Source organism: Roseovarius sp. Pro17 (assembly GCF_035599575.1).
Taxonomy (GTDB): Bacteria; Pseudomonadota; Alphaproteobacteria; order Rhodobacterales; family Rhodobacteraceae; genus Roseovarius.
The window spans coordinates 2,415,501-2,441,770 of sequence record NZ_CP141179.1; the positions used below are offsets into that span (position 1 = coordinate 2,415,501).

Annotated in this window: 25 protein-coding genes; 7 read left to right on the top strand and 18 right to left on the bottom strand. The window is 62.1% G+C overall.

Annotated features, from left to right (window positions below; genetic code table 11):
- Positions 1-36: 36 nt before the first annotated feature.
- From U3654_RS11755 to U3654_RS11775, 5 genes are all read right to left on the bottom strand, one after another.
- Complete coding sequence (locus tag U3654_RS11755) at positions 37-846, bottom strand: transporter substrate-binding domain-containing protein (RefSeq protein WP_324751736.1); 810 nt, start codon at positions 844-846, stop codon at positions 37-39.
- A 137-nt stretch (positions 847-983) separates the two neighbouring features.
- Complete coding sequence (locus U3654_RS11760; RefSeq protein WP_324751737.1) at positions 984-2,297, bottom strand: TRAP transporter large permease subunit; 1,314 nt, start codon at positions 2,295-2,297, stop codon at positions 984-986.
- Position 2,298: 1 nt separating this feature from the next.
- Positions 2,299-2,820: a TRAP transporter small permease subunit gene (locus tag U3654_RS11765; RefSeq protein WP_324751738.1), complete on the bottom strand. Its 522-nt coding sequence runs from the start codon at positions 2,818-2,820 to the stop codon at positions 2,299-2,301.
- Positions 2,821-2,836: 16 nt separating this feature from the next.
- The gene (gene dctP / locus U3654_RS11770) at positions 2,837-3,898 is read right to left on the bottom strand and encodes a TRAP transporter substrate-binding protein DctP (protein WP_324751739.1); all 1,062 of its coding nucleotides are present in this window, start codon (positions 3,896-3,898) and stop codon (positions 2,837-2,839) included.
- A 236-nt stretch (positions 3,899-4,134) separates the two neighbouring features.
- Positions 4,135-5,652: an aldehyde dehydrogenase (NADP(+)) gene (locus U3654_RS11775; protein ID WP_324751740.1), complete on the bottom strand. Its 1,518-nt coding sequence runs from the start codon at positions 5,650-5,652 to the stop codon at positions 4,135-4,137.
- Positions 5,653-5,765: 113 nt separating this feature from the next.
- On the opposite strand from U3654_RS11775, the gene U3654_RS11780 reads away from it, so the two are divergent.
- A complete protein-coding gene (locus tag U3654_RS11780) occupies positions 5,766-6,797 on the top strand; it encodes an Ldh family oxidoreductase (protein WP_324751741.1) in 1,032 nt (343 codons plus the stop codon).
- Positions 6,798-6,855: 58 nt separating this feature from the next.
- On the opposite strand, the gene U3654_RS11785 is transcribed toward U3654_RS11780, so the two are convergent.
- The gene (locus U3654_RS11785) at positions 6,856-7,818 is read right to left on the bottom strand and encodes a dihydrodipicolinate synthase family protein (protein ID WP_324751742.1); all 963 of its coding nucleotides are present in this window, start codon (positions 7,816-7,818) and stop codon (positions 6,856-6,858) included.
- Positions 7,819-7,967: 149 nt separating this feature from the next.
- Positions 7,968-8,672, bottom strand: coding sequence for a GntR family transcriptional regulator (locus tag U3654_RS11790; RefSeq protein ID WP_324751743.1), 705 nt, complete (start codon positions 8,670-8,672; stop codon positions 7,968-7,970).
- A 271-nt stretch (positions 8,673-8,943) separates the two neighbouring features.
- Here U3654_RS11790 and U3654_RS11795 point away from each other — a divergent pair, with 271 nt between their 5' ends.
- From U3654_RS11795 to U3654_RS11810, 4 genes are all read left to right on the top strand, one after another.
- Complete coding sequence (locus U3654_RS11795; RefSeq protein WP_324751744.1) at positions 8,944-9,927, top strand: TRAP transporter substrate-binding protein; 984 nt, start codon at positions 8,944-8,946, stop codon at positions 9,925-9,927.
- A gap of 1 nt (position 9,928) precedes the next feature.
- A complete protein-coding gene (locus U3654_RS11800) occupies positions 9,929-10,441 on the top strand; it encodes a TRAP transporter small permease (RefSeq protein WP_324751745.1) in 513 nt (170 codons plus the stop codon).
- Position 10,442: 1 nt separating this feature from the next.
- Complete coding sequence (locus U3654_RS11805) at positions 10,443-11,690, top strand: TRAP transporter large permease (protein WP_324751746.1); 1,248 nt, start codon at positions 10,443-10,445, stop codon at positions 11,688-11,690.
- A gap of 341 nt (positions 11,691-12,031) precedes the next feature.
- Positions 12,032-12,769: an SDR family oxidoreductase gene (locus U3654_RS11810; protein ID WP_324751747.1), complete on the top strand. Its 738-nt coding sequence runs from the start codon at positions 12,032-12,034 to the stop codon at positions 12,767-12,769.
- A 346-nt stretch (positions 12,770-13,115) separates the two neighbouring features.
- On the opposite strand, the gene U3654_RS11815 is transcribed toward U3654_RS11810, so the two are convergent.
- From U3654_RS11815 to U3654_RS11855, 9 genes are all read right to left on the bottom strand, one after another.
- Positions 13,116-14,429, bottom strand: coding sequence for an aspartate aminotransferase family protein (locus U3654_RS11815; protein WP_324751748.1), 1,314 nt, complete (start codon positions 14,427-14,429; stop codon positions 13,116-13,118).
- Positions 14,429-15,106, bottom strand: a complete 678-nt coding sequence (locus tag U3654_RS11820) for an isochorismatase family cysteine hydrolase (RefSeq protein WP_324751749.1) — start codon at positions 15,104-15,106, stop codon at positions 14,429-14,431. Before U3654_RS11820 ends, U3654_RS11815 begins: the two co-directional genes overlap by 1 nt.
- A complete protein-coding gene (locus U3654_RS11825; protein ID WP_324751750.1) occupies positions 15,103-16,128 on the bottom strand; it encodes a branched-chain amino acid ABC transporter permease in 1,026 nt (341 codons plus the stop codon). The genes U3654_RS11820 and U3654_RS11825 overlap by 4 nt, the downstream gene beginning before the upstream one ends.
- Positions 16,129-16,132: 4 nt before the next feature.
- Complete coding sequence (locus U3654_RS11830) at positions 16,133-17,023, bottom strand: branched-chain amino acid ABC transporter permease (RefSeq protein WP_324751751.1); 891 nt, start codon at positions 17,021-17,023, stop codon at positions 16,133-16,135.
- Positions 17,024-17,026: 3 nt separating this feature from the next.
- Positions 17,027-17,734 carry an ABC transporter ATP-binding protein gene (locus U3654_RS11835; RefSeq protein WP_324751752.1) on the bottom strand — a complete coding sequence of 236 codons (708 nt, stop codon included), beginning with the start codon at positions 17,732-17,734 and terminating at the stop codon, positions 17,027-17,029.
- Positions 17,727-18,473, bottom strand: coding sequence for an ABC transporter ATP-binding protein (locus U3654_RS11840; protein ID WP_324751753.1), 747 nt, complete (start codon positions 18,471-18,473; stop codon positions 17,727-17,729). The genes U3654_RS11835 and U3654_RS11840 overlap by 8 nt, the downstream gene beginning before the upstream one ends.
- A 62-nt stretch (positions 18,474-18,535) precedes the next feature.
- Positions 18,536-19,711 carry an ABC transporter substrate-binding protein gene (locus tag U3654_RS11845; protein WP_324751754.1) on the bottom strand — a complete coding sequence of 392 codons (1,176 nt, stop codon included), beginning with the start codon at positions 19,709-19,711 and terminating at the stop codon, positions 18,536-18,538.
- Positions 19,712-19,761: 50 nt separating this feature from the next.
- Positions 19,762-20,412 (bottom strand): isochorismatase family cysteine hydrolase, encoded by a 651-nt coding sequence (locus U3654_RS11850; RefSeq protein WP_324751755.1) that lies wholly within the window; start codon positions 20,410-20,412, stop codon positions 19,762-19,764.
- The gene (locus U3654_RS11855; RefSeq protein WP_324751756.1) at positions 20,409-21,218 is read right to left on the bottom strand and encodes an N-formylglutamate amidohydrolase; all 810 of its coding nucleotides are present in this window, start codon (positions 21,216-21,218) and stop codon (positions 20,409-20,411) included. Before U3654_RS11855 ends, U3654_RS11850 begins: the two co-directional genes overlap by 4 nt.
- Before the next feature lie 161 nt (positions 21,219-21,379).
- Between U3654_RS11855 and U3654_RS11860 the strand changes: the two genes are divergently transcribed.
- Entirely contained in the window at positions 21,380-22,252 is an 873-nt protein-coding gene (locus U3654_RS11860; RefSeq protein WP_324751758.1) for a MurR/RpiR family transcriptional regulator, read from the top strand.
- Complete coding sequence (locus U3654_RS11865) at positions 22,249-23,559, top strand: glutamine synthetase family protein (RefSeq protein ID WP_324751759.1); 1,311 nt, start codon at positions 22,249-22,251, stop codon at positions 23,557-23,559. Before U3654_RS11860 ends, U3654_RS11865 begins: the two co-directional genes overlap by 4 nt.
- A gap of 158 nt (positions 23,560-23,717) precedes the next feature.
- Here the strand turns inward: U3654_RS11865 and U3654_RS11870 are convergent, their stop codons facing one another.
- Complete coding sequence (locus tag U3654_RS11870; RefSeq protein WP_324751760.1) at positions 23,718-24,506, bottom strand: SDR family NAD(P)-dependent oxidoreductase; 789 nt, start codon at positions 24,504-24,506, stop codon at positions 23,718-23,720.
- 36 nt (positions 24,507-24,542) lie between these two features.
- Positions 24,543-26,258 (bottom strand): bifunctional sulfate adenylyltransferase/adenylylsulfate kinase, encoded by a 1,716-nt coding sequence (locus U3654_RS11875; RefSeq protein WP_324751761.1) that lies wholly within the window; start codon positions 26,256-26,258, stop codon positions 24,543-24,545.
- Positions 26,259-26,270 lie beyond the last annotated feature (12 nt).

Here is a 26,270-nt window from a genome sequence, read left to right on the forward strand (position 1 = left end):
GGGGGCGCACGGCCCTTCGCCCGCCTCGGGGTGGGGTCAGTAATAGACCTTGTCGACGGTCAGGCGGGGCGCGTCGCCGCCGATATACTGCTCATACAACTCTTGGTAGCGGCCTGTGCGAACCTGCTGGTTCACAAACAGGTCAAGGTAGTTCAGCAGGCCATATTCCTGACGCAGCGCAATCAACCCGACATAATCAACGTCATAGGGTGCCTCGCCGGTCATGCTTAGGCCATCGTATTTGCCACCCTGCACAATGGCGGATGCGACGGTCGAGGTCACGGTCGTCGCGTCGATCTGGCCCTGCGACAGCGCCAGAAACACGTCTGCCTGGCTCTGATACGAGCGGAAGCTACCGCCTTTGTCCCACTTCTTGATGTCCTCCTCCAGACGGATCGCCTCATAGGTGCCCGCGACCGAACCGACAGTGCGATCAGCCAGATCCTCGTAGCTCTGAAGATTTGCATCTGCATTCGTCACCACGTTAAAGGTGAACGCGAAATAGGGGATGGTAAAGCCAACTGTGCGCGCCCGCTCCAACGTGTCCGAGGTGGATGCGATGCCCACATCCGCGCGACCCGACACCAGCGCGGGGATACGGTCCGGGAACGGCGTTTCGACGATCTCGGCCTTAACATCCAGCGCCTTGGCCAGATCGTTGCAGTAATCGACGTCAAAGCCGACCGGCTCGTTGTTTGCATCGCGCGAGCCCATGGGCGGAAAGTCCAGCACCACGGCACAGCGCAATGTACCCGAGGAAATGATATCGTCCAGCTTGTCCGCCTGAGCAGCGGGTGACACCAGCGCCGCGGCGACCAGCGCGCCTGCAAAGTTCATGAATTTCATTTTTGTTCTCCCTGTTGCGCCCCCAACGATCCCCGCCGCGATGGCAGCGAGTCGGGAACGATTTTAAGCGAACACCACTTCTGTTTTGAATACAAGTTGTATACTGGGAAAGCCCTGAAAAAGTCGCCCTGCCCGCTCTAGAAACCGACGATGCGGTCCGGCAGCCACGTCGCCAGCGCCGGGAACATGACCAGCAGCACCAGCGTCAGCAGTTGCAGCGCGATGAAGGGCAACACGCCGCGGCACATCTGGGCGTAGGTCATGTCGGGCGGCGCGATGGATTTGAGGTAGAAGATCGACGAGGCCATGGGCGGCGTGAGGTATCCAGTCTGAATTACGATCAGGACCAGCGTTGCGAACCACACCGGGTCGATACCCGCCGCGCGGATGAACGGCGTGAACAGCGGCACGCAAATCAGCACGTTCGCCGTCCAGTCCAGAACAAAGCCGAGGATGAACACGACCGCGAGAAAGAAGACGATCATGCCGGTCGGCCCCAGCCCCGCGCCCTCGACGATATCGCGGATCAACCGCGCGCCACCATTGGCCGCAAACGCGCCCATGAACATCGTACCGGCCGCCACAATCAGCAGGATCATCGCGGAAATCCGCACCGTGATCGCCAGCGATTCCTGCAACATCGACAAGCTGAACCGACGGTTAACGATGCACAGGATCAATGCGCCTGCCGCGCCTACTGCCGCCGCCTCGGTCGGTGAGGCGATGCCAGCGAGGATCGAGCCGAGCACGGCAAAGATCAGCGCAAAGACCGGCACCATGACGGTCGCCGTCGCGATCAGCTTTTCACGCAAGGGGATATCGTCCGGCTCGGGGTCGTGGGGATGCGGCTCGACCGGATAGAGCCGCCCGTGCATATAGATATAGCCGAGGAACAGCACGACCATCAGCAGACCGGGCAGCATCATGCCTGCCAGCAGCTTGCCCACCGAAATCTGCGCCAATGAGGCATACATCACCGCAATCACCGAGGGTGGGATCATCGTGCCCAGTGACCCGCCCGCACAGATCGTTCCGGCGATCAGCGAATTGTCGTAGCGCGCGCGCTGCATAGCCGGGATCGCCATCATGCCGATCATCACCTCGACCGCGCCGACCACACCAGCAGCGGCGGCGAATACAGCGCCCATCGCGATCGTGGCCAGCGCAAGGCCACCGGGCAGACGCCCCAGCCACATGTTCATGACGTGAAATAGCCGTTCGGCGATACCGGAACGCTCAAGCAGTGCGCCCATCAGAATGAACATCGGAATCGCGGACAGAATGAAATTGGTCGAGGCCGAATAGAACGAGCCATAAAGCTGATTGAACGCCACGTCGCCAAAGGCCATCAGTCCCGCACCGACTGCGACAATCACCAGCGAAAATGCAACGGGCAAGCCCAGCAGGATCAGCGCGAACAGCGCGGGAAACATCAGTGCTGCGATTTCCATGTCAGGTCTCTAACTTGAAGCTGTCATCGACCCGTGGGGCCACCAAGGCGCGAATGCCCTCTGCCGCCAATTGCAGCGCCAGCGCGGCAAGGCCGATGGTCAGCGCCGTATAGAACGGCCACATCAGCGGTGCCCACGGGCTGACATGCTCGACCTCTCCGGTGTTGAAGGCGCGCAGCGCACGCTCCGCCCCGATCCAGGCCAGCCGGGCGAAGATGGGGCATAGAATGAATAGAAACGCGATGCCGTCTATCGCGCCGCGCACCCGGCGCGGCATTTTTGACGACAGGAAATCAATGCGCACATGCGCGTCCTCGCGCAGCGCCTGCGCCGCGCCAAGGACGAACAGCACACCGGTGCTCATATAGGCGATATCGAACGCCCAGAGCGTTGGCGCGCCAAAGGCATAGCGCGCCACCACTTCGTAGAGCATCGAGGCGATCAGGATCAGGACCATCGCCTGCGCGACATATCCCAGAGTGACTGAAATTCCATCGGCCACCGCCAGCAGTGTCCGTTTCATGATCGCCCCCACGCGCTCAGTCGCCGTTGCGGATCAGGTATCCGCTTTGAGCGGCCCAGCGATCCTCGTAGGCGAGGTATTCGGCCAGCATCTCGGACATGCGCGCGCGTCCCTCACCCTTTTCGGCCTCGGCCTTCTTTTTTATCCAGTCGACGCCAGCGGCCTCAAGCTCGTCGGCAAATGCCGGGTCCAGCTCGATCACTTCGGCCTTGGAGGCGCGGAACGTCTCCATCGCCTTCATGTCCTTGTCGTAGAAGCTCATCAGCGATTGCAGCGTCGTCAGCTCGGCGGCTGCCTCCAGCTTGGGCTTTAGCGCGTCGTCCAGCGCATCCCATGTCTCTTGCTTGACCACGACTTCCCAGAGGAACGTGGGCTGGTGCACGCCGGGGGTGATGATGTAGGGCGCGGCCTCGTGAAAGCCTTCGGGCAGGTTGGCCGAGGGGGTGGCCCACTCGATCGCGTCGACGCCCTTACGCTCCAGCAAGGTATAGATCTCGCCGGGCGGGACGACCGTTGGAACGGCGCCGAAGTAATCCTTCATCACTTCCGCCCATGGGCCGGAGGTGCGATATTTCAGACCCTTCAGGTCTTCGGCGGTGCGGATCGGCTTGTTGGCGTGGGCCATGATTTCGGATGCGCCGATGCCGACGACGAGGGATTTAAAGCCGTCCTCGCTGCGGATTTCCTGAAGCAGCTCTTTGCCGCCGCCCTCATAGATCCAAGTGACATAGGCCTCGGGGCCCATGCCGCCCGGAAAGCCCGAGAATATGGCGTTGATCGGGTTCTGATTGACCAGATAGCTGGGCGTGGAATGGCCCGCCTCGGTGATGCCGTCGCGCACGCCGTCATAGACCTGCAAGGCCGGCACGAGGATGCCCGCGCCGAAGGGCTGAATTTCAACTGCGCCGTCGGTCAGCATCTCGGTGTTATCCGCGAAACGCTCGAGGAAGTTGACGTAAAAGGGCGAGCCTTCGGGCACGGATGTTGGCACGCGCCACGTCACGTCCTGCGCCATGGCGCTGGTCGCTGCCAGCGATAGCGCACCGGCGAAGGCCACGGATTTGATCGAAAGGGTCATGTATCACTCCTGCTGTTGGATCGCGCCGCGGTCAGGATCGCCGCAGCTTGGGAATGAGACTACAAGACAGATGATAATCGTGTCGACAAATAAAATACAAAAATGACCAGCTATGGAAATTGACGATATAAGCCGTTGTTATCACTAGCCTCTGACCAAGGGCGCGCCAACGGAAAACGGCGCGCATGGGGATGCGCGCCGCGTCTGCCGGGATAGAATCGGTGCCTGATGGGCGATCAGCCCTCGGCGCTCTCGGGCAGCAATCCTGCTGGCATGTTCTGATAGCAAACCGGGCGCAGGAAGCGGCGGATCGACAAGGTGCCGACACTGGTCGCGCCAAAATTTGTGCTGGCCGGATATGGCCCGCCATGCACCATCGAATCGACCACCTCGACCCCGGTGGGAAAGCCGTTGACCAACAGGCGCCCGGCCTTGCGTTCCAGCACCGGGCGCAGGGCGCGCGCGGCGTCCATGTCGCCGTCATCCATGTGCAGCGTTACGGTCAACTGCCCCTCCAACCCGCGCGCGATTTGCAACGCCTCGTCCTGCGACGACGCCCGCACGACCAGTCCCAGAGGGCCAAAGACCTCGTGATGCAAATCCGGGTTAGCCAGAAACGCCTGCGCACTGGTCTGGTATAGCGCGGGCGCGGCGCTGCGGCCCTCGGCCTCGGCCACCTTGACCGGCTGCACATCCTGCGCGCCGGCGATGCGGGCACGACCGTCGCCATAGGCCTCGGCGATGCCGTCGGTCAGCATGACCTGTGGCGCGACGCCCTCCAGCGCTTCGGCGGCAGCAGCGACAAAGCGGTCTGCTGCATCTCCATCATTGATCACAGCGATGCCGGGATTCGTGCAGAACTGCCCTGCCCCCATCACCAGAGATCCGGCCCAGCCTGCCCCCATTTCCTCGGCGCGCGCCTCGGCGGCCTGATCCAGCACGAACATCGGGTTGACCGACCCCAACTCACCAAAGAACGGGATCGGCTCGGGACGCTGCGCGCACAGATCAAACAGCGCACGACCGCCCGCGAGGCTACCGGTAAAGCCGACGGCCTTGATCAGCGGGTGCTGCACGATGGCCTGCCCAACCTTGCGATCACCGCCTTGGATGAGGGAAAAAACGCCAGCCGGCATACCTGTGCGCTCGACCGCAGCCTTGATCGCTTCGGCGACGATTTCGCCCGTGCCGGGATGGGCGGAATGGCCCTTGACCACCACCGGACAGCCGGCGGCCAGCGCGGCGGCCGTGTCACCGCCAGCTACCGAAAAGGCCAGCGGGAAGTTCGACGCGCCAAAGACGGCAACCGGGCCGATGGGGCGCTGCATCATCACCAGATCGGGACGCGGCGCGGGCGCGCGGTCCGGCATCGCGACATCATGGCGGCGGTCCAGATAAGCTCCCTCGCGGATATGGTTGGCAAAGAGGCGCATCTGGCCAGCGGTGCGGCCCCGCTCGCCCTCCAGCCGCCCCTCGGGTAGGCCGGTTTCCTGCGTGCCGATCTCGGTAATCTGCGCACCGCGCGCTTCGATCTCTTCTGCGATAGCGTCAAGGAATTCGGCGCGGGCGGCGCGCGTCGTCGCGGCATAGGCGTCGAACGCATCCTCGGCGGCCTTGGCCGCGCGGTCGACCAGATCGGGCGTGCCGACAGAATACTCATGTGCCGCGCCGTGGGCGGGTGACGATTTAAAGGTAGCGTCGCTTGCAACCCAGTCGCCTGCGATCAGGTGTTTTCCGTGAGGGGTGAAAGACATATCATACTCCTTGAATCCGAATGGCAGGGCAGGCGGTGGCCCCCTTGCTTTGATATCTATATGCATACAGTGTGTATGCAAGAAAACAACCATCGCAGTGAATGAGGCCCTCCATGACCGACACCATCCTGACATTTGCAGAGCTGAGCGCGCGTGTTTCGCAGATTTTCCAGAACGCGGGCCTTGTGCCGCAACAGGCGGACGCCGTGGCGCGCACTATCGCGGCGGGTGAGCGGGACGCGTGCAAATCGCATGGCATCTATCGCATCGACGGCTGCCTGCGCACAATGAAGGCGGGCATGGTCACGCTGGACGCGGTGCCTGAGCTGGCGCCCGAGGACGGGGCAATTGTGCGCGTCGCGGCAAACGGCGGGTTTTCCAATGCCGCGTTCGAGTTGGGCGCGCCGGTGCTGGCCGAGCGCGCGAAACAGCTGGGCCTCGCCGCGCTGGTCATCAACGACTGCACGCATTTCGCCGCCCTCTGGCCCGAAATCGAGGCGATCACCGGGCACGGCCTTGCCGCGATGGCGATGTGCCCCAGCTACTCCAGCGTGGCGCCCTCGGGCGGGCATGAGCCGCTGATGGGCACCAACCCGTTCGCCTTCGGTTGGCCGCGCGAGCAGACCGACCCTTATGTGTTCGACTTTGCCACCAGCGTCGCCGCGCGCGGCGAGATTGAGCTGCACCGGCGCGCCGGCACCCCCCTGCCCGAAGGCTGGGCCGTTGATTCCAGCGGCGCGCCCACAACCGATGCAGCAGCGGCGCTGGACGGCGCGATGCTGCCTTTTGGCGGGCACAAGGGATCGGCGATCGCGACGATGATTGAATTGCTGGCAGGTGTGATGATCGGCGATCTGACCAGCCGCGATGCGCTGGACCGGCTCGGCAGCTTTGCCTTGCTGCCCGGTCATGGCGAGTTGATCCTCGCGTTCGATCCCACACGCTTTGCCGCCGGGCGCGACGGCGATCCGATGGCGCGGGCCGAAACGCTGTTCGAGGCCATCCTCGGCCAAGGCGCGCGCCTGCCCTCACAGCGGCGCTTTGCTGCGCGCAAGGCGGCGATGGCGGACGGCATCACGCTGAGCGGCGAGGAAATGGCACGGCTTGATCAATTGCAACAGCATGGTCTGGACGCCGTCGAGTAAAACGCAACACGGCCCTCCCGTCGCCGGAAGGGCCGTGACACTTTAACTGCGGGCCGGATTAGGCGGCGTATTTGCTGACGGCACCGGGCTGACGGCTCCACTCGGAATACCATGTGCGGAACAGCTTGAGCTGCGCCTCGGCATAGCCGCGCTGGCTGTCGCTGAGCGCGTCGTCTGAGTTAAAGTGCAGCGTGTATTCTTTGTCGCCGTTCAGGACCATCATATGCTTGTAATAGAGCACCAGATCAGGGCCTTCGTCAAAGGACGATAGGACCGCCAATGCGGCGTCCAGTTCCTGCGCGCGCTGGCGTGCGTCAATGTCGCCCGTTGCAGCGGCCTCGCTGAGAGCGACGAGGTGCAGAACCTCCTTTGGCAGCACGTTACCGATGCCGGTAATCGCGCCCGCCGCGCCGCAATTGACGAAACCGTGGAAAACGGTCGTGTCGACACCGATCATCAGCAGGATGTCGTCATCCCCGCTGGTGATGCTCTCGGCGGCATAGGTCAGATCGGCGGCGCCGCCGAATTCCTTGAACCCGACGAGGTTCTTGTGCTCGGCGCGCAGCGCAAAGAACAGATCGGCGCGGGTGGCGAAACCGTAATAGGGGCTGTTGTAGATGACCGCAGGCAGGTTAGGCGCGGCGGCGAGGATCGCCTTGAAGTGGTTGCGCTGCGCGGTTGGCGAGTTGCCGCGTGACAGAACGCGCGGGATGACCATCAGGCCGTGCGCGCCGACCTTTTGCGCATGCGCTGCATGTTCCACCGCCTTGGCCGTGTTGACGGCGCCGGTGCCGACGATAACAGGCACGCCCGCCTCGACCAGACGCTGCACGCCCTCCATGCGCTGCTCATCCGTCAGCAGGGGCCAATCGCCCATCGAGCCGCAATAGACGACAGCGCGCATTCCCAGATCAATAAGCTCGCGTCCCTTGCGCACCAGCGCATCGAAATCCGGGCTGCGGTCGGCCTTGCAAGGCGTCATCAGGGCGGGAATGGTGCCCGAGAAAATGCTGGCGGTCATGGTGGTCTCCTTCTGGGTCTGGATCAGGCTGAGCCGCGGACTGACTGCGCGCGGGATGTGGAATCGACCCAAAGATACCACTTGTATATTTTTTGTCGACACAAATTATGGCGCGCAATCAGGCTACGCGGTCACAGCCCGTTCTCATCTCACAGAGTGATATTCTGCCGCCGGTCCATTGCGATCATTTTTCGGATCTGCGCGGTGATCTGGTCGGCATGGCCCTTGGCCAGACGGTCGCAGGCTTCAATGTCGCCCGCCTCGATCGCCGTGATGATTTCCTCATGCTCGGTCACGTAGCGTTCGGGTAACTGGTCATCGAAGGAAGAATAGTAGAGACGCAACAACCGCCGCCCTTCGTCCAACAGGCGCAGAAACAGACTCTCGTAATAGGGGTTGCGCCCGGCAGCGGCGATGGCCGCGTGGAATTCGCGATTGGTGCCGATCATCGCCAGCGCATCTTGCGCCGCGACGGCCTGCGCGAATTCGTCCTGCCGCGCGCGGATCGTCACGAGGTCCGCGTCTGTGTGATGCTCCGCCGCAAGGCGCGTCGTGACGCGGTACATCAGCGTGATTGCGTCAAAGAACGTATGCAGGTTCAGAAAGTCGATATTGGCCACCACCGTCGAGCGGTTCGGCAATGTCGTCACCAGACCCTCGGCAGCCAACCGCACCAGTGCCTCGCGAATGGGCGTGCGCGACATCGACAGCCTCTCGGACAACTGCACCTCGTCGATGGGGCTGCCGGGGGCGAGCGTCAGGTTGAGGATCTCATCGCGCAGCACGCCATAGATGAACTGAACGCCTGACCCCCGCTTGCGCTCGGTCGGTTTGCGGGATGGAATGCCGGCCATGACGCCTCCTGTTGTCCACTCGGCAAATTACAGGCCACGGCCCCGCGTTCAAGCGTTAAGCGCATGGCAGGGCATCATCGGCCGTCGTCACCAAAAAATTCGCCCCTGTTCACGCAATGTCGCGTTGCCCGAAACCGCCTGTTGCGTTGATTGCAGTCACGTCGCGCACCTCCTTGGCATGGCTCTAAAATATCGGCTTGGCCATCCCCTTGCATCCGACCTGCCGTTGGCGCCATATGCCCCCGTCACACGCTCAATTGGGAGGATTACGATGAAAACCCTTATCAAAGCCGCCGCTCTGGCGATGACGGCCCTCGCGGTCGCCCTGCCCGCCACGGCCGAAATTGAACCGGTCACGCTGCGCCTCGCGCATGTCGTGAATGAGCAGGACGGTTTCCACGCCGCCGCCCTCAAGTTCAAGGAACTGGTCGCCGAACGCTCAAACGGCGCGATCCAAATCGAGGTGTTTCCCAACGCCACCCTGGGCGACGAGCGCACTTTGCTGGAGGGGATGCAGATCGGCACCGTCGACATGGGTGTGATCACCAATGGCCCCGTTTCAAACTTTCTCGAAGACATGGCCGTGTTCGAACTGCCTTTCCTTTTTCCGTCATCTGAGGCGGCCTACAAGGTGCTGGACGGCGAGATCGGGCAGGAACTGCTGGATCGCTTGTCGGAGGTCAATCTAAAGGGTCTGGCCTATGCCGAGCGCGGCTTTCGCAACCTGACCAACTCCGAGCGCGCGGTGAACACGCCCGCCGACATGGCCGGAATGCGCATCCGCGTGATGGAAAACCCCGTCTACATCGACACCTTCCGCGAACTGGGCGCCGACGCCATCCCTATGGCCTGGACCGAGGCGCTGACAGCGATGCAGCAGGGCACAATCGACGGGCAGGAAAACCCGGTGAACGTCGTCCATTCCTTCAAGCTGAACGAGACGCAAACCAATATGACCATGACGCGCCACGCCTATGCGCCGGCGATCTTTGTCATGGGTCTGCCCGTCTGGGACAAGCTGAGCGAAGAGGCGCAGACGATCATCGACGACGCCGCACAGGAGGCCGCCGAATACGAGCGCGCGCTGAACGCCAGCCAGCAGGAAGAGCAACTGCAAGAGCTGCGCGATGCCGGCATGATAATCAACGACAGCGCAGATCTGACCGTCTTTGCCGAAGCGGTAAAGCCGGTCTATGAAAAGTACGGCAAGAAGTTCGGCGACTACCTGCCGCGTATCCAAGACGCGCTGAAGTAAGATGCTGGCGGGCCTTGAGCGGATCGACCGAATTCTGGGCGATGTCCTGAGGCCCGTCGTCTTTGCCGGGATGGCGGGGCTGACCTGCGTCATTACGCTGCAAATCGTCTCGCGCGTGTTCTTCACCTCGGTATCGTGGACCGAAGAAGTCGCGCGTTTCCTGCTGATCTGGATCACCTTTCTGGGCGCCGCGCTGGCGTGGCAGCAGGGGCGGCATCTGGCGGTTGCGCTGCTGCGCGACAGCCTGCCGATTGGCCCGCGCCGTATTGTTACCGGCGCCGCGATCCTCGTCAGCATCGCGTTCATGGTCGCGCTAACGATCATCGGCATCCGTTACATGAACGTGCAGAGCTTTCAGAAATCGCCGTCGCTGCGTGTCTCGATGAGCTATGTCTATGCCGTCATGCCCCTCGCCGCAGGGCTGATGGCCGCGCTGTCGGCCATCGACCTCGTCCGCCTGATCGCGGGCCGCGCCCCGCGCGATGTGGCGCGCGACCTGCCAGAGGTGGACTGACATGAGCCTCGTCCTCGCCGGTCTGTTCATCCTCTTCCTGCTCATGGGCATCCCCATCGCCGTTGTGATCGGGGCAGCGACCACGGGCGCGCTAGGCCTGTCCGGCATCCCGCTGATGGTCGTGCCGCAGCAGATGTTTTCAGGCATCAACAGCTTTGCCCTTGTCGCCGTGCCGATGTTCGTGCTGGCGGGCGACGTAATGGCACAGGGCGAGATTTCGAAACGCCTCGTCGCGTTCGCCGACGCGATGTTCGGATTTATCAAGGGCGGGTTGTCGATCGTGTCGGTGCTCGCGGGCATGTTCTTTGCCGCGATATCCGGCTCAGGCGCGGCGACGACCGCCGCCGTCGGCGCCAGCCTCGTGCCCGAACTCAAGCGCAAGGGATACGACCCCGCCGCCGCCGCATCGCTGATCGCGGCATCGGGCACCATCGGCGTTGTCATTCCGCCGTCGGTGCCGATGATCATCTACGCCGTCATCGCGCAGGAATCGGTGTCCAAACTTTTTCTCAACGGCTTTATACCCGGTGTCGCGATGGGCCTCGGCCTGATCGTCGTCGCGCTGATCCAAGGGCATCGGCGCGCCTATCCGCGCGGCACTCCGTTCAATATCGCCACCATCGGGCGCACGCTGCTATCGGCGATGTGGGGGCTGTTCGCGCCGCTGATCATTCTCGGCGGCATCTTTTCCGGCATCTTTACACCCTCAGAGGCCGCAGTCGTCGCGGTGAACTACGCGATCCTCGTGTCGCTGTTCATCTACCGCGACCTGAATTTTACCCAGCTTTACCGCATCGTCGTGCGCGCTGGCGTGACGACGGCGGTCATCATGTTCGTCATCTCGGCCTCATCCGTTCTTAGCTGGGCGCTCAGCAGTTGGCAGGTGCCCGGCGCCATCGCCGATTATGCGCTGTCGCTGACCAGCAACCTTTACATGCTGCTACTGGTCATCATGATGATCATCCTCATCACTGGCGTTTTCCTCGAGACCGCCTCAGCCCTCGTCATCCTGACGCCGATGCTGCTGCCGCTGGCATTGCAACTGGGCCTTGGAACAGTGCATTTCGGCATCGTCATCGTCGTTGGACTCGCCATCGGAATGGTTACGCCGCCCGTCGCGATTAACCTGTTTGTTGCATCCACCACCGCTGACCTCCCAATAGAAAAGATTGCTCGCGCAGTGCTGCCCTATCTCGGCATCCTGATCGTGGTTTATCTGGTCATCGGCTTCGGCCCGCTAATGTTCTGAGACGGACCGAACCCGATGACCGGGCGTTCGATTGCCAAGAACGGACAGTGACAGCCACTATAGATCCATCCGTCCCACGGACCCATGCGCGGGCCGCAAACCCGGCATGCCGGAACTTCTGATTTGATCTGTGAGTTTTGTTAACAGAAACGGCTTGAAGTCAGCGCAAGCAAATCCAGCCGCCGGTCAGGTCACAATCATGGACCGCGAAATTTTGCATCCCGACCAAGAAGGGCCAAGGGCATGCATCAGGCGATCAACGCCAATTGATGCACTGTTGTCGATCTTCGAAATTCACGCACCGCGTAGATTGAGTGCAATAATTTAAGAGGACTATCACAATGAAAAATCAGGTTGTCATCGTTACAGGCGGCGCGGCTGGCATTGGTGGGGCGATCACTATCGAACTGGTGCAGCGCGGCGCATCGGTTGTCGCCGTCGATACCAACGATGAGGCGGGCAAAGAGATCGCCAAAATCAACCCCGACCGCATTGCGTTTCTGAAAGGCGATATCTCAGAGGAATCTGTAGCCAAGGAGGCGCTCGAACTGGCGCTTTCTAAATTTGGAAAGCTTACAGGTCTGGTCAACAACGCCCACGCCTCAAGGCAAAAGCCGTTGCTTGACCTCACTCAGGATGACTGGGCGCTGTCCATTGGCACCGGCCTGAACGGGACGCTGAATTTCATGAAGGCGGCGCATCCAGAGCTAGCCAAAAACGGCGGCTCCATCGTGAATTTTGGGTCCGGCGCGGGCCTGAATGGGCAGAAAAATCAGGCCAGCTATGCAGCGGCCAAAGAGGCAATTCGTGGCCTTAGCCGTGTTGCGGCCAACGAATGGGCCGAGGACGGCATTCGCGTAAACATCGTGTGCCCACTGGCCCTGACCGAAGGCGTCGCGAAATGGAAAGAAACCCACCGCGACCAATACGACGAGGTTGCAGAGGGTATCCCGCTTGGCCGGTTCGGCAACCCGCAAAAGGATATCGCACCAGTCGTTGCGTTCCTTCTGGGCGAGGACAGTCAATACATGACCGGGCAGACGCTGATGGCAGACGGCGGTAAAATCATGCTCAGGTAGTAGGGACCGACATCGCATTTTTCATCAGGCCAGACGCGTTTGTGCCCAGCCTGATTTCGGAACTGGGCAGAACGTCTGGTGATTTCAACCGGACCCAAAAGCAACTTTTTCGGCATGGACAATATCGAAAAGAATGCCCTGCCGATGGGAACGGTTAAGGCTGCCGTCTCACTTCGCAATTTTCTGCTTCATGAGGCCGGACGCTATACCTAGGTCGAAGACGAAAAGCGAAAGATGCGCGAGCAACTATAAAAGCATGCGTTGGAAAACCGCATATCGCTCGTTCTATTACGAAACTCCCGACGCGCCCGAGGATATCGTGCTGGACCCCAAGCGCGCCGCAAACCTACCAGCCCTCGAACCCGGTGATATCGTCCGCACCGATGACTCCGCGCGCCACGTCCGACAGCGCCTGATCCAGAATTGAGAGCCCGCGATCTGCCTCGGACCTGGTCAGCGTCAGTGGCGGAGTGAACTCCAACACGTTCGAGTCGACGCCGACATAGTAAAGTACCAGCCCCAGTTGATGGGCACGATAGACCGTAAGCGCTGTTTCCAGCGACGCGGGTGCCATGTCGTCGCCCTTTGTCAGTTCGGCGCCCAGTGCCAGACCTTTGCCGCGCACCTCGCCGATCCATGGATGCTGCCGTGCCAATCGCTTGAGGCCGCTCGCCAGATGGGTGCCAACGTCAGCGGCGTTTTCAGTCAGCCCCTCACGCTCAATCGTGTCCAGAACGGCCAAAGCCGCCGATGCACAGACCGGATTGCCATGCAGCGTCTGGAACGAAAAGGCAGAGGCGTGGTTCATCACCGCCTCAGGCCCGACCGCCGCCGATATGGGCAGGCCGCCGCCCAGCGCCTTGCCAAAGACGACGATATCCGGCTCGATGTCCAGATGCTGGAAACAATGCAGCAGCCCGGTGCGCCCCAGCCCTACCTTGACCTCGTCACAGACCAGAAGGATGCCGTGCTGGCGGCAAAGCGTCTGAACCTCAGCAAAGAACCCGTCGGGCGCGACCAGCATGCCACCATCCGACTGGATCGGCTCGATGAACATCGCGGCGACGTCGCTGGCCGGGATTTCGCCGTCCAGCAGCGCGCGCAGGCGTCCAAGGCTACGCTCGGCGGCGGCCTCGGGCCCGCCATCCCGAAACGGGTTCGGAAACGGGATCAGCGACAGGCCCGGCAACCGCGCGACTGCGTCCTGCACCGGATGTCCGGACACGGCGACTGATCCGGTCGTGCCACCGTGATAGCCGCCCTCAAAGGCAATGATGCGCGAGCGACCCGTCGCCGCCAGCACAGCGCGCGCGACCGTCTCATTCGCGTCCGAACCGGAATGACCCAGCCAGACACGGCCCCCCGCCCGCTCGGGCACAAGGGACAGCAATTGTTCGGCCAACTCGACCGCAGGCTCAGTCGCCGATGATAGCAGGCTTGCCCCCGCCTGCGAAGTCAGCGCACGCGTCACTGCCTCGCGGATCGCAGGGTGCGCATGGCCCAGACCAACCGCACCCCAGGAGCCGGAGAAATCCAGCAGCTCGCGCCCGTCATCCGATGTCAGCCAGCACCCCTGCCCTCCCGTCACCGCCTGCGGAAAGAACCGCAGATGCGACATGCATGACAAGGCCGCCGCATCGCGCGCATAGAGGTCCACCATCACGCGGCCCCTTGAACAAAGCCCTCTACTTCGCCGCGTTTGGCAACGTGGCAATAGATCATATTGATGATGCGCAACTCAGCCTCGTGCAGCTCCATCGTGGCGGCGGCGCAGCAATCGTCGACAACGACGACGCCAAAGCTTTCGTCCGCAAGGCTGCGCACGGTCGAGGACACGCATTGATCGGTAAAAATACCCGCGACGATGACATCGGTGATGTCCATGTTGCGCAGGATCAGCCGCAGGTTGGTGCCGGTTAGCGCGCTATCGGTCGTCTTTTCCACCGTGATTTCGTCGCCCTTAGGGGCCAGTTCATCGACGATCTGCGCCTCCTCCAGATTTTTGGGCAACAGCAGATAGTTGAAGCCGGGCTTTTTCTGACTGAGCGAGCGGTCGCGCCCGTCCTCCTTGTGACAGGCGATGCGGGCGTGGATCACCTCGATCCCCTTGGCGCGGCAACTCTCGATCAGCTTGGCGCAGTTCGGGATCACCGTGTCGTTCATCCGGGTGTAAAATGGCTGCCAACGGGCGGTTTCCTCGGGCGTATCCTTGTCCTCGAGGTAGGTTTTTTGCACGTCGATCATCAGCAGCGCGGTGCGCTTGGGGTCCAGCACGATATCCTCGGGCGCGTCGGCGGTTTCGTAATAGAACGAACGATATGCGGTTTTCCAGTTCATGGTTTTTCTCCAGTGCGTCGTTTCAGAGTTAGCAATGTCCCGATCTCGCGTGCCGGGAACAGCCCACCGGGGCGCAGAGACAGAACGGCGATCATGGCGAGGGCCAGCACGATTTCGGTCAGGCCGATCACTTGGTCAGCCATGATACCCGCCTCGTTTATCGTCGCCTCCAATGTGCGCAGCGCCTCATAGGCGAAGGTCACGATCAGCGTGCCGATGACAGCGCCCGTCACGGTATTCGCGCCGCCGATCACCAGCATGGACAGGATCAGAAACGTTTCCTTGAGGTAGAACGCACGCGGCGAAAACGAGGTCACGAAATGCCCCCAAAGCGCGCCGCCGATCCCGGCAAAGAGCGCGGCAAGGATAAAGGCCAGCCATCTCAACTTGACGATCTTGACGCCGATGGCGGCGGCTGCGACCTCATCATCGCGGCTGGCGCGCAGCAATTGCCCGGTGCGCGATTCCTTGAAGAAGAGCGCGCCCAACAACGCCGCGACGGCAGCGCCGCAGGCCAGCCACAGGCTGGTCGCCTCGGGGATGCCAAACAGGGTGCGTGGGCCATTGGTGACCGCGCTCCAATGCGTCAGGATGGTGTGCAGCACGACCAGCAGCGCGAATGACGTGATGACCGCAGCCGCATCCGACAGCCGCATCAGCGGATAGGACAGCACCGCCGCCACCAGCGCCGCCACCAGCCCGCCGATGAGGATAGTGAGGTACGGGCTAAGCTGCACGTTTTCGAGGATCGGATAGAGATCGGGCAGCGCCATGCCCTTCATCCGGTCAGGGATCGACAGGACCGCAGAAGTGTACGCCCCCACCCCCATGAAGCCGATATGCGCGAACGAGAGGATGCCCGAATTGCCCATGAAAACCTGAAGGCCCAGCACAAGGATCATCGACACGAACATCGTCGTTGCGATCCTCTCATAGAGGCGGATGCCCATGAATTGCGCCAGCAGCGCCGCCGCCACGATCAGCGCGCCAAGGATCAAAAGGGTCAGGATGTTTCTTTGCATGATCTCAGGTCCGCTGTCCGCTGGCCGGACCCTTCATAAGCCCATCAGGGCGCCACAGAAGGATCAGGATAACGAGGCTAAAGGTGAATGCATCGCGGAACTTCAGCAGATCCTGCGACAGCGTGTAGTTCAGCGTCGTGTCAATAAAGGCGAGGATGAAACCGCCCAGAACTGCGCCCTGCAGCGACCGCATGCCGCCAATCACGCAGGCGATAAAAGCGATCAGCAGCGGCTCCAGCCCGATGCCCGGCGCCACGGTGCCGATCCGCCCGATCCAGAGGATGCCAACCACACCTGCAAGGAACCCGCTGATCGCGAAGGCGGACGAGATGATGAGGTTCGCCGGCACGCCCAGCATCCGCGCCATGGTGAAATTTGTCGCCGCCGCGCGCATCGCAATGCCAAGGACGGTCTTCTGCATGAGCCACGCGAACAGACCCAGCAGCACAACTGCCGCAACGATGGTGATGATATCGCGCATCGGTGTCGACACGCCTGCGATCATCACGCTTTGCGAGAATATCTCGGGCAGCGGCACGCTGCGCGGACGCGGCGAAATGAACAGCAGCGCGGCGTTCTGGAGCAGGGTCGAGAACGCGAAGGATGTGATCAGAACCGCCGTCACAGACTTGGCGCGCACGGGGCGAAAGGCGACGTAGTCGGTGGCTAGTCCGGCGACCATCGCCATCACCACGCCGACCGCCGCCATCACCAGCCACGGCAGGGGCGAGCCGCCCACCAGATGCATGGTATAGCCCGCCACCATGATCAGTTCGCCGTATGCGAAGTTAACCAGTTTCAGAATGCCGTAAACCAGCACCAGCCCCAGCGCCATCAGCGCGTAGGCCCCACCGAGGCTAAGCACGTTGATGATGAACTGTATCGCGAAATCCATGCCTCAGCCCCCCAGATAGAGTGCATCGAGATCGGTCGACGACGCGATCTCTTGCGCGGTGCCGCTGCCCGCGATTTCGCCAAGGCGCAGCACATAGGCGCGGTCGGCAACCTGTAGCGCCTTGCGCGCGTTCTGCTCGACCAGCAGGATCGTCAGCTTTTGCGCCTTCAGCTCGGCGATCATCTCGAAAATCTGATCCACGATGGCCGGGGCAAGACCAAGCGACGGCTCGTCCAGCAGCAGCACGCGGGGGCGCGACATCAACGCGCGCGCGACGACCAACATCTGCTGCTCGCCGCCCGACAGCGTGCCTGCCGCCTGCTCGCGCCGCTCAGCGAGGCGCGGAAACATCTCGAACATGCGCGCGCGGTCCTCGGCCACAGCCTTGCGCGCGCTGCGGCGCACATAGGCGCCAAGGGTAAGATTCTGATCGACCGTAAGGTCGGGAAAAACATCGCGCGTTTCAGGCACCGTCGCCACGCCTGCGCGGCACATCGCCTCGGGGCTGGCCGACGTCATGTCCTTGCCGTCCAGCGTGACGCTGCCGCCTGCGGCCTTGATCGCGCCCGCAACGCAGAGGATGGACGACGATTTGCCCGCGCCGTTCGCGCCCAGCAGCGTCACCAACTCGCCATCGGCGACGCTGAACGACACACCGCGCACGGCATGGACGGCGCCATAACGCACGTGGAGATCCTTGACGTCAATCATCTGCGCCGCTTCCTAGATAGGCCTCGATCACGTCACGGTTTTTGCGCACCTCGTCGGCGGATCCCTCGGCTATCGTGCGCCCGGATGAGATCACCTGCAGGCGATCACACAGCCTCATGATCAGGCTCATGTCATGATCGATGATTAGCAGGCCCAGCCCACGCTCGGCGGGCAGCGCGCGCAGGATATCCAGCAGCGCGTCGGTTTCGGCCTGATTCATACCCGCCGCAGGCTCATCCAGAAACAGGAACGACGGCTCGGCGGCCAATGCGCGCGCGATCTCGACCCGTCGCTTGTCACCGTAGCTGAGCGTGCTGCAAAGCAGGTCGGTATGACGCTCCAGCCCAAAATCGTGCAAGAGTGCAAGCGCCTTGGCTCGCGCCTCGCGGCGGCTGTCGCCGCGCGCCAACGCTGCCGTTTCGACATTTTCAAGCACCGTCATATTGTTGAACAGCCGCACGATCTGGAACGACCGCGCGACGCCCAACAGCGCAATTTTCTGCGGCTTGAGGCCGGAAATGACCCGTTCGCCAATGCGCACATCGCCGCCTGCCAGCGGCACTTGCCCGGTGATCGCGTTGATCGTCGTCGTCTTGCCCGACCCGTTCGGGCCGATCAGGCCCAGGATCTCGCCCGCCTCAAGGCTTAGCGATACCTTGTCGAGCGCCTTGAGACCGGCGAACTCGACCGAGGCATCGTTCACGACCAGCCGGGGGCGGGAATTTCCATCGTCCAGCATCTTTGACGTTCCTTGCAAAGAAATCGGGCGGCGACTGATGGCCGCCGCCCGTATGCCTTCAATCAGGGCTTGGGCAGAGTCTCGGGGCGGCGCCAGCCCATGAAGCTGGGCTTGCCCTTGACCAGCTCGGTCAGAACTGCGGCCTTGTCGGGCTCGTGGCCTTCTTCGGCCGAAGAATAGGACAGTTTGCCGGTCAGCAGATCGAACTCGCCCTCCTCCAGCGCCTTGGCGACTGCTGCGCCATCGGTGGTGCCTGCGGCCTCTACTGCGGCGGCCATCAGCATAATCGTGTCCCAGCCGGTCGCAACAAACGAGCTTTCGGGATCTTCGCCGTGCTTGGCTTTGTAAAGCTCGATGAAGTTCGGCATCTCGTCATGCGATTCCGGTCCCATCCAGGCGTGGGTGACGAAATAGACGTCATTGCCCAGCTTTTCGCCGAGGCCCTCATGCATGGCCGGATCGTCATAGGCATCACCGCCCAGAACCGGCGCGTCGATACCTGCCTCACGCAGCGCGCGGATGATGACGCCAATATCCTGACCGTAGGACGACAGGAAGATCACGTCGGGTTTCTCATCCAACGCCTGAAGCCGCGACAACTGTGCCGAGAAGTCATTGTCGCCGTTTGTATAGGTGTCCTCAAGGATCACTTCGCAGCCAATATCCTTGTAATGCTCAACGAAATATTTGGACAGCGACTTGGTATATGCGATGAACTGATCGGTAACGACATATGCCTTTTTCCAGCCCTTTTCCTCGCAGGCAAAGTCGGCTGCGACGGCGCCCATCGTGGTGTTCCACATCGACAGGGTGAACTGCTTGTCGCCCAGCGACCACGAGGAATAGAGCGGATCGGACGCGCAGGTCGAAATGCCGACGATACCCGCCTCTTGCGCCTCGCGACCCGCCGGTCCGCCAAAGTCAAAGTCGCAGGGCGCGACCATCAGTTCGGCCCCCCGGTCAATCAGCTCGACCGCGACGTTGCCGACCGTCACCGGATCGGACTTGCCGTCGATGTTCACGAATTTGACCTGCCGACCCAGAATGCCGCCATTCTCGTTCAGGTAATCCACGGCCACTTCGGCACCCAAAAATCCGGGCGTGTCCAGCGGCGCCTGAATGCCCGTCAGTGACAGCGCGCCGCCAATCAGCAACTCCTTGTCGTCCTGCGCCGTTGCGGCGCCTGCCGTCATTATCGCGCCGGACGCGATTACGGCTGCCGTTTTCTTGATACTCATGGGTTTTCCTCCTCCAGTTGGTTGCACGCCTGTTTTGCGGCGCTTCGAAGTCATCCGGTCCGAGCAATCTCGGCCAGAAGGTCGTCGGTATTCATCTGGCGGCAATAGCCGGCAATGGTTTTCAGCGAATTGTCGTGCCGCTCCTGACTGTAAGTCGCGCAGGCGTCGGGCACGAGGGTCACGAGGTAGTTCAGATCGCAGGCATCGCGCACGGCCGACTCGACGCATTGGTCGGTCAGAAGGCCACACAGCACGATCTGGCAGATGCCCAGATTGCGCAGCACATAATCGATATGGGTCGACACAAAGACCGATGACGACGATTTGGGAAATACGATCTCGTCGCCCTCTGGCGCGATTTCATCCACGACCTTGCCGTCATGCGATCCCTTCGGCACGTTGAAGCCGGTGATTTTATAGTCGAGGCTACGGTCGCGCCCGTCCAGAGTCAGCGACTCGATCGTCGTGTACATCACCTCAATCCCTGCCGCGCGAAACCCCTTCTGCAACTTTTGCATGTTCGGCATCGCGGTGGTTTTGATGCGGTCAAAGTAATGGCCGTATTTGCCCGCAATATCCGCGTCGGACACCTCTGCGAATTCACCGCCATCGCGGCGCACCGAAAAGTTCTGAACGTCGATGAACAACAGGCCCGAGCGGTCTGGATCAAGTGCAATCTGACGGGTTTGGGGATGGGTCACTGGGAATTCTCCAAGGTATCGAATGCAATGCTGAGCGCGTCGCTCAGACGTTCCGCCCAAAGATTCTGCCCGGCGTCATCGCGGATCAGATCGTTGCGCAGCTCAATCAGGACATGCGGAATCCCGCGCCGCTCACCATGGACCGGGATCGCATAGTCGCTGTCGTCGTCCACACTGTAAGGCGCATTGAGCGCGATATCGTCATCCGGTGCAACCCGCATCAGCGCTGCCTTTAGCGCGTCCGCCAGCCTGCGGTCGCGATTGAACAAGAGGCCAATCGACATGCCACGCTTCTGCCCGCCAAAGACTGGCGTGAAAGAGTGAATGGTCAGCAGAACGCCCGCGCAACCCGACTCGGCGCGCTGGTCAAGCAGTTCGGCGACGGTGTCGTGCAAGGGCTTGTGAATTTCATCATAGCGCTGCCTGCGCGCCGCGTCGTCCAATGCAGCGTTGCCCGGAATAGTGACGCCATCGCTGGTTTCCGGGATGCACTCTGGCGACTCCGGCGGCCGGTTCGTGTCGATCACAAGGCGGCTGTATCGCTGGAGCACCAATGGCGCATTTATCCGCTTAGACAAACACCGCGCCACGCCCTCGGCCCCGATGTCCCATGCGATATGTTTGCCCATGTCGGCCGCATCCAACCCCAGCCCGTTCAGGCCCCGTGGCACGGCACGGCCGGCATGCTCGCACAGCAGCAGGGCGCGGGACGCACCATCCCGGTTGACGATCTCCACCGCAGGCGGATCATCCGGCGCAAGTAGCGCGCGCATAAGAGGCGCGTCGGTGTTCACGGCTTGGGACATATTGGTTGGCAGACTCCCTCGTTAAAGAAATTAAAGAAAATCAGGCATCATTTAGCAAGTAATATTTATGCTTTGAGAAAATAATTTCATGTGCTCCAATGGGGACCGACTCGCGCCGACCAGTGCGGCTTGTGTGCGGTGCATGCTTTGAAGGGATAACGATGACGGTTCAGGATGCGGTGCGCGAAAACCTATCCGAGCTTACCGCCGGGCAGACCAAGCTCGCGAACGCGCTGCTGGCGGATTATCCGTTTGCGGGCTTGCAACCAATCCAGCAACTGGCCGACTCCACCGGCGTCAGCCCTCCATCCATCTCGCGTTTCGTCAACCGTCTGGGCTTTGCCGGTTTCAGCGAGTTCCAGCATCGGCTGATCGAGGAGCTACGTGAGAGCAGCCGTTCGCCCCGCGATCTGCGGGCCCTGTCTGCCGAGGCGGACGATTCGTGCTTTCTGGCGACCTACGCCCAGCGATTTGCCGATCTGGCCCGACGGTTGCCCGAAACCATCACGCAACAGCAGTTGGGAACTGTCGCGGCGTTGCTGGCCGATCCGGGACGCAGCATTTTTCTGCGCGGCGGGCGGATCAGCGACACGCTGGCACGGTTCCTGTCTATGCATCTGCGCCAGATCCGGCAGGGCGTTCATCATATGGCCGACGACCCCGAGCTGTGGGCAGATTCGTTGCTGGAAATGCGCCGCGGGGATGTCGTGGTCCTGTTTGATTTCCGGCGCTACCAGCCCTCGGTCGAGCGTCTGGCAGCCGCAATTCACGCGCAGCGCCGCGCGCAGATCGTGCTGATAACCGATAAATGGCAGTCACCCGCGGCCCGCCATTGCAGCCATGTCGTCGCACTTCCCATCGAGATCGGCACCGCCTGGGACACCGCCGCCGCCGCGCTGGCCCTGATCGAGGCGCTGATCGTCACCGTGTCCGAGCACGACTGGACCAGCACCGAAACCCGCATCGAATGCTGGGACGCGCTACGTGCCGACCTGCAAGGCAAAGACAGCAACAAAGATCAGGAAACCTCATGACGCGCGAAGAACTCATCATGGCTTGCACATGCGACATTGCCGGCAAGGTGCGCGGCAAATCCTTTCCCGCATCGCAGCTGGAAAAGCGGTTGAAACGCGGCATCGGCTGGACGCCGACCAACGTCCAGATCACATGCTTTGACAACATTGCCGAAACACCCTTTGGATCGTTCGGCGATCTGGTGTTGATCCCCGACGTCGCCGCGACGATGCGCCTGCCCGAAGAGGGCGCGCCGAGCGAGGTGCTGATGCTGGGCGATATCCGCCATACCGATGGCAAACCGTGGGAGTTTTGCACCCGCTCGATCCTGCGCGATGCGCTGGCCCGGCTGGAATATGTCGCGGGCCTGACCCTGAACGGCACGTTCGAGCACGAATTCCAGATCCGGGGCGAAGAGGCACGTCCCGGTACCGCCTTTTCGTCCGCAGGCTTTCGCGAATGGCGCGCCTTCGGCGAGACGCTGATCGCGGCAATGCGCGACAACGGGATCGCGCCTGATACCTTTCTGCGCGAATTCGGTCCGGGCCAGTTCGAAGTGACGATGGACCCCAGCCAAGGCATCGCCATCGCCGATCAGGCCGTCATCCTGCGCGAACTGGTTCATGCCGTCGCCGCGCGCTTTGGCAAGGGCGCGACCTTCGTGCCGATCCGCAGCCCTGATGCGGTCGGCAACGGCGTGCATGTCCACATGAGCCTCATGGATTCCGACGGCAATCCGGCCACCCATGACCCCGAGGGCAAGCACGAACTGTCACGCCACGCCGGGCAATTTGTCGCCGGTATCCTGAAATATCTCGACGCTTTCACCGCCATCACCGCGCCCAGCGTCGTGTCCTATCTGCGCCTCACCCCGCATCGCTGGAGCGCGGCGTTCAACAACCTCGGCTTTCGCGATCGCGAGGCCGCCCTGCGCATCTGTCCTGTCTCGGACATTTCCGACCTTGCCCGCGCGCGCCAATTTCATTTCGAATTCCGCGCCGCCGACGCCGCCGCCAGCCCCTATCTTCTGCTGGCCGCGCTGGTTCATGCCGGTGCCCAAGGTATCGAAGAAGAGCTGGACGTGCCGGAGGCCATGCAGCAGGATCTATCGCTGCTCTCGCCACAGGATCTGGCCGCCAGCGGTCACAAGCGCCTGCCACAGACCTTGGAAAAGGCGCTTGATGCCTTTGCGGCCAATGACACCGTAGCCAGCTGGTTTCCCGAAGGTTTCACGGATCTCTATGTCAAGCATAAGCAGGGCGAGGCGGCGATTGTCGCCGGTCTCGACCCCGAAGATCAATGCCGCCGCTACGAGGAAGTCTACTGAGGCCAGTAGCGCTGAAAACACCCGCCGCTCATGATGCTGTTAGCCCTCTGCCACGACCATTGCGCCACCAGGTTTATCCATCACGGTGGACCCTGAACACGCCAACAATCGCCAGCGAAAGAGCGCGAGCAGCGGCCACCCTCGACCGTCGTCGTCTGCTACCAGAGCGCCCCGCCGGTGATCTGGATATTATCCATCGAGAGCCCGAACGCCTCGTCACGGCACAGGAACGTGGCCAGAGCGGCCACTTCGCCGGGCTGAATGATACGTTTCTGCGGGTTCTGCGCACGGATATCCTGAACGATATCGGCGCTGGTGCGGCCCTTGCCTTCGCGCTCGGCCACTTCGGCGGTGTTGGAGTGCAGCAGATCCGTCTCGACCCATGTCGGGCTGATCATGGTGCAGCCTACCCCGTGCGGAGCGCCTTCCAGCGCGACGCAACGCGTCAGGCCCAGAAGGCCTGCCTTGGACGCGCAATAGGCGGGATTATCCATCCAGCCGACAGTTGCGGCGGTCGAGCCGATGTTGATGATCCGCCCCCAGCCTCGCCCGATCATGCCCGGCAAAACCGCCCGGGTCAGGCGAAAGGCGCCGCTCAGGTTGGTGTCCAGTATCTGGTGCCACAACGCGTCCGAATGGCCGACAACGCCCTGCTCGGCGGTGATGCCGGCGGCATTCACAAGGATATCGACAGGGCCAAGCTTGGCCTCGACGCTCTCGGTCGCCTTGCTCACGCTGAGGCCGTCCTGCACGTCCAGCGCAACGACATGGAATTGTTGGTTAAGGTCAGCCCCGTCGCCCTGCCCGGCCCTGCGTGAGCCGACGGCAACGCGCGCGCCATGCACTGCCAACGACTTGGCAATGGCCAGTCCCACACCGGACAGCCCCCCGCTGACGAAGGCGACCTTGCCGGTCAGGAACGTATCGGTCGCGGTGTCATTCGACATCGGTTCATCCTTTGGCAGTTGGGTGGTTGCGCATCCTCAACCCTTTATCAGCCCCATCTGTTCCAGTTTCAGCACGACCTGATGGGCGCAGTTGTCGACGTCGACGTTTTCGGTCTCGACGCGTAGTTCGGGGGTTTCGGGAATGTCGTAGGGGTCCGAGATGCCGGTGAACTCCTTGATCTTGCCCGCGCGCGCCAGTTTGTAGAGGCCCTTGCGGTCGCGGCGCTCGCATTCCTCGATGCTGGTGGCGACGTGGACCTCAATGAACGCGCCGAACTCTTCGACGTCCTCGCGCACCGCGCGCCGCGTGGTGGCATAGGGCGCGATCGGGGCGCAGATGGCGATGCCGCCGTTCTTGGTGATTTCACTGGCGACATAGCCGATGCGGCGAATGTTCAGATCGCGGTGCTCCTTGCTGAATCCCAGCTCGGAGGAGAGATTCTTGCGCACGATATCGCCGTCCAGCAGCGTCACGGGGCGCCCGCCCATTTCCATCAGCTTGACCATCAGCGCGTTGGCGATGGTGGATTTGCCCGACCCGGAATAGCCGGTGAAAAACACGGTGAATCCCTGATTGGCCCGTGGCGGGCGGGTGCGGCGCAGCTCCTTGACCACTTCGGGAAAGCTGAACCATTCCGGGATCTCGAGGCCCTCTTGCAGACGGCGGCGCAGCTCGGTCCCGGAGATGTTCAGGATCGTGACGTCGTCCTTGTCCTCGATCTCGTCCATCGGCTCGTATTGGGCGCGCTCCTGCACATAGACCATGTGTTTGAAGTCCAGCATTTCGACGCCGATCTCGTCCTGATACTTGCGGAACAGGTCCTGCGCATCGTAGGGGCCGTAGAAATCCTCGCCGGCCGAATTCTTGCCGGGGCCGGCGTGATCGCGCCCGACGATGAAATGCGTGCAGCCGTGATTGGCCCGGATCAGCCCGTGCCAGACCGCCTCGCGCGGGCCGCCCATGCGCATGGCCAGGTTGAGCAGGCTCATCGTGGTGGTCGAACTTGGGTATTTGTCCAGCACCGCCTCGTAGCAGCGCACGCGGGTAAAGTGATCGACATCGCCCGGCTTTGTCATGCCGACGACAGGGTGGATCAGCAGGTTGGCCTGCGCCTCCTTGGCGGCGCGGAACGTCAGTTCCTGATGCGCGCGGTGCAGCGGGTTGCGCGTCTGAAAGGCCACGATCTTGCGCCAGCCCAGCTTGCGAAAGTAGGCGCGCAGTTCGTTCGGGGTGTCGCGGCGACCGCGGAAATCATAATGCACCGGCTGCTGGATGCCGGTGACGGGACCGCCGAGATAGACCGCGCCGGCGGTGTTATGCAGGTAGTTGACGGCCGGATGGGCGCTGTCATCGGCGCCAAAGACCTTGGCCGCCTCGTTGGATTTGTCCGGGCTCCAGCGGTCGGTGACGGTCATGGTGGCGAGGATCACGCCCTCCTGATCGCGCAGGGCGATATCCTGCCCCAGTTCCAGCGCGTCGGCGAATGTGTCGCCCACGTCCAGCGTGATCGGCATCGGCCAGAGCGCGCCGCTGCTCAGGCGCATCTCCTCGACGACGCCATCGTAATCCGCCTCGCTCATGAACCCCTTGAGCGGGTTGAAGCCGCCATTCATCAGCAGCTCCAGATCGCAGATCTGGCGTGGCGTCAGATCATGGCTGACCAGATCGGCCGCCTCGACCTTCAGCTTCTGAGCCGACTCGTGGCTGACATAAAGTTCCGGGATCGGCGTGAGGTTCGTGAGAGGGAGCATTGTCTTTCCTTC

Coding starts and splice junctions, on each gene's coding strand:
- U3654_RS11755 (WP_324751736.1), bottom strand. CDS start 846: ATGAAATTCATGAACTTTGCAGGCGCGCTGGTCGCCGCGGCGCTGGTG.
- U3654_RS11760 (WP_324751737.1), bottom strand. CDS start 2,297: ATGGAAATCGCAGCACTGATGTTTCCCGCGCTGTTCGCGCTGATCCTG.
- U3654_RS11765 (WP_324751738.1), bottom strand. CDS start 2,820: ATGAAACGGACACTGCTGGCGGTGGCCGATGGAATTTCAGTCACTCTG.
- dctP (WP_324751739.1), bottom strand. CDS start 3,898: ATGACCCTTTCGATCAAATCCGTGGCCTTCGCCGGTGCGCTATCGCTG.
- U3654_RS11775 (WP_324751740.1), bottom strand. CDS start 5,652: ATGTCTTTCACCCCTCACGGAAAACACCTGATCGCAGGCGACTGGGTT.
- U3654_RS11780 (WP_324751741.1), top strand. CDS start 5,766: ATGACCGACACCATCCTGACATTTGCAGAGCTGAGCGCGCGTGTTTCG.
- U3654_RS11785 (WP_324751742.1), bottom strand. CDS start 7,818: ATGACCGCCAGCATTTTCTCGGGCACCATTCCCGCCCTGATGACGCCT.
- U3654_RS11790 (WP_324751743.1), bottom strand. CDS start 8,672: ATGGCCGGCATTCCATCCCGCAAACCGACCGAGCGCAAGCGGGGGTCA.
- U3654_RS11795 (WP_324751744.1), top strand. CDS start 8,944: ATGAAAACCCTTATCAAAGCCGCCGCTCTGGCGATGACGGCCCTCGCG.
- U3654_RS11800 (WP_324751745.1), top strand. CDS start 9,929: ATGCTGGCGGGCCTTGAGCGGATCGACCGAATTCTGGGCGATGTCCTG.
- U3654_RS11805 (WP_324751746.1), top strand. CDS start 10,443: ATGAGCCTCGTCCTCGCCGGTCTGTTCATCCTCTTCCTGCTCATGGGC.
- U3654_RS11810 (WP_324751747.1), top strand. CDS start 12,032: ATGAAAAATCAGGTTGTCATCGTTACAGGCGGCGCGGCTGGCATTGGT.
- U3654_RS11815 (WP_324751748.1), bottom strand. CDS start 14,429: ATGGTGGACCTCTATGCGCGCGATGCGGCGGCCTTGTCATGCATGTCG.
- U3654_RS11820 (WP_324751749.1), bottom strand. CDS start 15,106: ATGAACTGGAAAACCGCATATCGTTCGTTCTATTACGAAACCGCCGAC.
- U3654_RS11825 (WP_324751750.1), bottom strand. CDS start 16,128: ATGCAAAGAAACATCCTGACCCTTTTGATCCTTGGCGCGCTGATCGTG.
- U3654_RS11830 (WP_324751751.1), bottom strand. CDS start 17,023: ATGGATTTCGCGATACAGTTCATCATCAACGTGCTTAGCCTCGGTGGG.
- U3654_RS11835 (WP_324751752.1), bottom strand. CDS start 17,734: ATGATTGACGTCAAGGATCTCCACGTGCGTTATGGCGCCGTCCATGCC.
- U3654_RS11840 (WP_324751753.1), bottom strand. CDS start 18,473: ATGCTGGACGATGGAAATTCCCGCCCCCGGCTGGTCGTGAACGATGCC.
- U3654_RS11845 (WP_324751754.1), bottom strand. CDS start 19,711: ATGAGTATCAAGAAAACGGCAGCCGTAATCGCGTCCGGCGCGATAATG.
- U3654_RS11855 (WP_324751756.1), bottom strand. CDS start 21,218: ATGTCCCAAGCCGTGAACACCGACGCGCCTCTTATGCGCGCGCTACTT.
- U3654_RS11860 (WP_324751758.1), top strand. CDS start 21,380: ATGACGGTTCAGGATGCGGTGCGCGAAAACCTATCCGAGCTTACCGCC.
- U3654_RS11865 (WP_324751759.1), top strand. CDS start 22,249: ATGACGCGCGAAGAACTCATCATGGCTTGCACATGCGACATTGCCGGC.
- U3654_RS11870 (WP_324751760.1), bottom strand. CDS start 24,506: ATGTCGAATGACACCGCGACCGATACGTTCCTGACCGGCAAGGTCGCC.
- U3654_RS11875 (WP_324751761.1), bottom strand. CDS start 26,258: ATGCTCCCTCTCACGAACCTCACGCCGATCCCGGAACTTTATGTCAGC.